This is a genomic window from Kitasatospora sp. NPDC024654 (assembly GCF_055559155.1).
The window spans coordinates 1-1911 of the sequence record NZ_JBVHLF010000241.1 but is presented as its reverse complement, the minus strand read 5'-3'; the positions used below and the strand labels follow the sequence as shown (position 1 = coordinate 1911).

1 protein-coding gene and 2 pseudogenes are annotated in these 1911 nt (G+C 68.8%); 1 reads left to right on the top strand and 2 read right to left on the bottom strand.

Going from position 1 to position 1911, the window contains the following annotated elements:
* A pseudogene (locus tag ACZ38L_RS39305) lies at window positions 1-101 on the bottom strand (IS982 family transposase); the annotation flags it as partial.
* A gap of 149 nt (window positions 102-250) precedes the next feature.
* Window positions 251-493 (bottom strand): annotated as a pseudogene (locus ACZ38L_RS39300) (integrase); the annotation flags it as partial.
* 569 nt (window positions 494-1062) lie between these two features.
* On the opposite strand from ACZ38L_RS39300, the gene ACZ38L_RS39295 reads away from it, so the two are divergent.
* Window positions 1063-1791: a hypothetical protein gene (locus tag ACZ38L_RS39295; RefSeq protein WP_465702923.1), complete on the top strand. Its 729-nt coding sequence runs from the start codon at window positions 1063-1065 to the stop codon at window positions 1789-1791.
* Window positions 1792-1911: the final 120 nt, after the last annotated feature.

Sequence of the window (1911 nt, the reverse complement as noted above, 5' to 3'; positions counted from 1 at the left end):
GCGGCGAAGATGTCGAGCAGGGTCTCGCGCTCGTCGGCCTTCGCCCCGGTCAGCGCGAAGGCGATCGGCAGTCCGCCGAGGGTGCACACCAGGTGTCCACGTGCAGGAAGTCGCAGGCGAGCAGTTTGTGGGCTTGTGTGCGGAGGAAGGTGCGCCAGGTCTGTCGGGTGGCGCGCTGCGGTGAGGGCGGCAGGCCCGAGCGACGAAGCAGGCGCCGGATGGTGGCGGTCGCGACCCGGTGGCCGAGCCGATGAAGCTCGCCCTGGATCCTGACGTATCCCCAGGTCGGATTGTCCGCGGCGAGACGCCTGATGAGCGCGGCGAGTTCGTCGGACAGAGGCGGGCGGCCGGGTCTGCCGGGTGGCTGACGCCATTCCAGCGAACCAGGCGGCGGTGCCAGGCCAGCAGCGTGCCGGGGGCGACGAGTCGCTGCCGGCGCAACGCGGTCGGCAGGCGTCGCACGAGTGCCGAGAGCACGGCGCGGTCGGCCCATGACATCCTCGGCCTGTTCACCTGGCGGCGGAGCACCGAGACCTCGTGGCGCAGGGCGAGGATCTCGGCGTCCCTCGCGGCTGACGAGCGCCCCAGCAATGCCAACCAGTCCAACAGTCCAGAAGATCAAGTACAGCAGTCGCAGGCCCACGATCAGTGATCATGCCCGGGGCAGGGGAACCTGAAAAGCCCCTGATCAACCGCCCCACCCCGTCCGAACCAGCCCCATCCGAATCAGCCACCGGCGGATCAGGGACGACGTCGCGTTCCGACGCCCGGCCTGGCAGGAGGGTCGGCGGATCGGCCGTGCTGGACCTCTGCCCCCGGCTGACGATCGCCCCAGGATGCCGGACGACGCCCCGGGGATCCGCCGGAGGAGGGTGACAGGATTTCCGCGGAACCCCGGCCGGTGACTCTCCGAGGGATCCGCGCAGGAAGGCCCTTCACGCCAGGATGCGGAGCGGGTAGAACCGCTATGTTTCTAGTGTCGGTTCGTGATGGCCTGGGGGGCAAATGCGGTGGTTCAAGGTCGTGGTGTCCTGGATCGGGGCATTAGGCGTGCTGGGGGGTGTGGGCTGGCTGGTCGCCGGGCTGTTGACGGGCGGGCACAGCCTGCTGCTCAGCCTGGTGGTGGTCTGGTTCGGGATCACCTGCTGGCGGTTCCGGCGCAAGGTCTCCCTGACCTGGCCGACGCGCTACCTGGCGGCCGCTCTCTTGGAGCACTGCGGTTGGGCCGTGGCGCTGCTGGGCGCGGCCTGGGTGGTCGTCGAAGCTGTTGACGGGTCACCACTGGCGTCAGGTGTCGCCATGCTCGGTTCGGGCATCCTGCTGGCGGCCGCGGGCAAGGGGGCCGGCCTGACGCCCATACACGGGGTCATCCTCGCGCTGTCCATGGCCGGCCTTGCCTGGGCGTTGGTCATCGGCCTCGGCATGCTGATCGTGCACTGGACCACCGGTCACGAGTCGCTGCCGGCTTCGATCGCGTCGCTTCTGATCGGTCTGGGGTGGATGAAGGCGGCCTTTCGGCTCCCTGCGAGCCGGTACGTCGTCGACCGCCAGCAGCAACTGCTACTGCGCGATGGTGTTCCGGTAGTGGGGATCGTTCAGCGAGTACTCCCGCAGGCGGGCGGTTCGGCGTTCGCCATCGAACTGAGGGTCGACCTGGAGGAGGGCTGGGAACTCGTGACCGCCCTGGTCCGCCTTGAGCCGCACGAGTTGCCGAATCCCGGAACGCTGCTGCCCCTGCGCAGCCACCCCGTGTGGCCGGTGGCGATGGTGGCCGCCGAGCCACCGTTCTAGTAGGGCTTTGTTAGGTACCCCGGATGATCAGGCAGGAGTAGGGTTGTGATCTTCTTTCAGGTGTGACACCTGAGGAGATGGAGACGGTCCGCCCGCGCTTGGAGGCGTTCGCGGCGGAGA